General features: G+C 66.7%; 1 protein-coding gene and 2 pseudogenes. 1 reads left to right on the forward strand and 2 read right to left on the reverse strand.

Features of this window, described 5'->3' with window-relative positions; genetic code table 11:
• Window positions 1-137 precede the first annotated feature (137 nt).
• Window positions 138-644 carry a hypothetical protein gene (locus CKO28_RS27615; protein WP_437127665.1) on the forward strand — a complete coding sequence of 169 codons (507 nt, stop codon included), beginning with the start codon at window positions 138-140 and terminating at the stop codon, window positions 642-644.
• A gap of 151 nt (window positions 645-795) precedes the next feature.
• Here CKO28_RS27615 and CKO28_RS29570 read toward each other — a convergent pair.
• Window positions 796-1,169: pseudogene (locus CKO28_RS29570) on the reverse strand (IS1634 family transposase); the annotation flags it as partial.
• Between the two features lies 1 nt (window position 1,170).
• Window positions 1,171-2,376, reverse strand: a pseudogene (locus CKO28_RS29575) (IS1634 family transposase); the annotation flags it as partial.
• Window positions 2,377-2,628 lie beyond the last annotated feature (252 nt).

The following is a 2,628-nucleotide window of genomic DNA, read 5'->3' on the forward strand; positions in this document are numbered from 1 at the left end:
CCGAGATCGGCCAGGCGGTGGGCGCCGTGCTCGACCGGCACAAGATGGCCAAGCACGTCGAGATCACCATCACCGAGGACAGCTTCAGCTATCGGCGCAAGACCGACAGCATCGCCGCCTAGGCGCGCCTGGACGGCATCTACGTCGTGCGCACCAACGTGCCCGCCGAGACCCTGTCCGCCGAGCAGGCGGTCGGGGCGTACAAATCGCTCGGCCAGGTGGAGCGCGCGTTCCGCAGCCTGAAGACCGTCGACCTGGCGATCCGGCCGGTGTTCCACTGGGCTGCTGATCGGGTCCGTGCGCACGTCTTTTTGTGCATGCTGGCCTACTACGTCGAGGCGCACATGCGCCAGCGCCTGGCGCCGCTCCTGTTCGACGACCACGATCCCGAGGGCGCCGACGCCGAACGCGCCTCCATCGTCGCGCCGGCGGAGCCCTCGGAGGCGGCCGCGCGCAAGACCGCCACCCGGAAGACCGACGACGGCCTGCCTGTGCACAGCTTCCAGAGCCTGCTCGCCGACCTGGGCACGCTGTGCCTCAACACCGTCAGCATGCCCAGCAACCCGGCCTACAGCTTCGATCAGCCGACCCAGCCCACGCCGCTGCAGGCCAAGGCCTTCGACTTGCTCGGCGTCAGCCCATGATGTAGCCAGAGCGGACTCACCCGTAGCGCCGATTCTTCAGCCGTCATCAGGGAGTTACTGTCCAAAACAAGTACAAAGTTCCGGCTAGACAGACGGCCGGAATTTGCCGCCTCAATCAGGGGGTTACACAGAAGAGACTCGTGGCGTGTCTCTAGGCAGCGTCCGAGACGGCGGTCACGCTGAGCACCTTGGAAGGGGCTTGAACCCGCAGTTGCCGCAGGGTTTGGGCCAGTTCGCCGCTGACCTCGGTCCGCTGCACAATCGAGCGCTTTTGGCTTCGGTAGCGCACCACTTTCAGCCGCCCGAGCACGTGGGCGATCGCCGTCCACGGCTGTCCGCAGCGCAGCTCCGCGGCGCGCTGGATCTGCAGCGCCAGGACGCAGAGCTTCACGTGTGCGGTGATCCGGCGCGCGGCCACGTGGTACATGGGCCGAACCTCCAGCCCCGTCTGCTTCATCTTCCGGAAGCAGGACTCAATGATCGACGCGCCTTTGTAGCCGAGCGCGATGTCCTCGACGCTCAGACNGCGCCCGGAACTGAGCAGCCGGCAGGCGGCTTTCGGATGGTCGGCCTCACCGCGGTCGATGCGCGCCAGCTCACTCTGCAGCTCCGCCAACACCTCCTCGCGGTGCTTGCGCTGGCGCTCCGCCTCCGCGGGGTTCAGGCACAGGACATAGCGCTTGCGCCGCTCGCCGTCGCCCACCCAGACGTCCTTGGCCTTCAGGTTGCTGGCGACCGTCCGGTAGCGGCCGGGCCGGGACAGGACGTCCTGCTGGACCTCCTTCACGCGCGCCATGGGCACGGCGACGATGTAGCGGCCGAGGCCCTCGCTTAGGGCCTTCAGGTTGGCCTTGGAGTACATGCCGGCATCGCCGACAAAGATGCAGCGGCCGAGGTGCCAGGCGCGCAGGTCCTCTTTGATCTGCTTGACCGTGGAGACATCGGCGGTGTCGCCCGGCAGCACCCAGGACCGGATGGGCATGCCGTCGCGGGTGACCGCGAGCGCGACGATCACCTGGGGCTGGTTGTCCCGGCCCTCCTTGCTGTGACCGCGGCGGCGCAGGGCGGGGTATGTCTCCCCGTTCCACTCCGTCTCCACCTCGTCAGCCACGTCGGTCTCGCAGTAGGCGGTCGTCGTATCGTAGAAGATCAGATCGGCATCGAGACTGAACAGGTCCGCCGTCCGGAAGAAGATCTGTCGCTCGATCTGCTCGGCCGAGGCGGCCAGCACGTCCAACGCCCGGTAGAGCCGATCCACGTCAAGCGTCTCCGCCTCCGGGAGCCAGGCCCGGTCGCTCAGCCAGCGCGTCGTGCAGCCGCGCTTGGAGCACGGCTCCTCCAGACGGTTGGCCGCCATGGCGAACAGCGCGGTGTGGTGCTGCGCGCCCAACCCCTTGGCCGCCAGCACCTCCCGGATCGCCGGGCCGATGCCGAGCTCCTCCCAGAAGGTGCGGGCGACATGGACGATGCCCAGATCGCGGCTTTCGTCGATGGCGATATCCGGGATCTCCACGCTGTCGCCGCCAGCGGCCGTATCCTCGCCGAGAACCCGGTTGATGCTGCGAACCAACCGGCGCAGCTGCGCCTCGCTTTGCGCGTCGGCGCGGCCGAAGTTGTAGACCACCTGGACCTCCGAGCGCCCCCTGGCGGCATTCCAGACGTTTTCGGCGAGGGCTAGGTAGCGGATGGTCGAGCCGTCTTTCCGTCGGCGCTGGGTCGTTCGCAGGTACATACCTAGACCCTGGGGCGTCGAATCACCTTAAGTCAATCTCGAAGGTAGATAGCGTGTATCTAGGCTGTTGGCGGCACGCCCGAAATGAAGATGCCGGCAAAACAACGACTTAAACCGCGTGAACCGTAACTGGGGCATCTTCCCGGGCGCTGCGTAAGGCGAGACTCATCACGGGTTGTCTTCAGGACTCTACTCTGGTTGCATCGGGGTATGGCCGACGTCCCGCCAGATCTGGACAACGCCTCGCACGAG

It is taken from the genome of Rhodovibrio sodomensis (genome assembly GCF_016583645.1).
In the GTDB taxonomy this organism is placed as follows: Bacteria; Pseudomonadota; Alphaproteobacteria; order Kiloniellales; family Rhodovibrionaceae; genus Rhodovibrio; species Rhodovibrio sodomensis.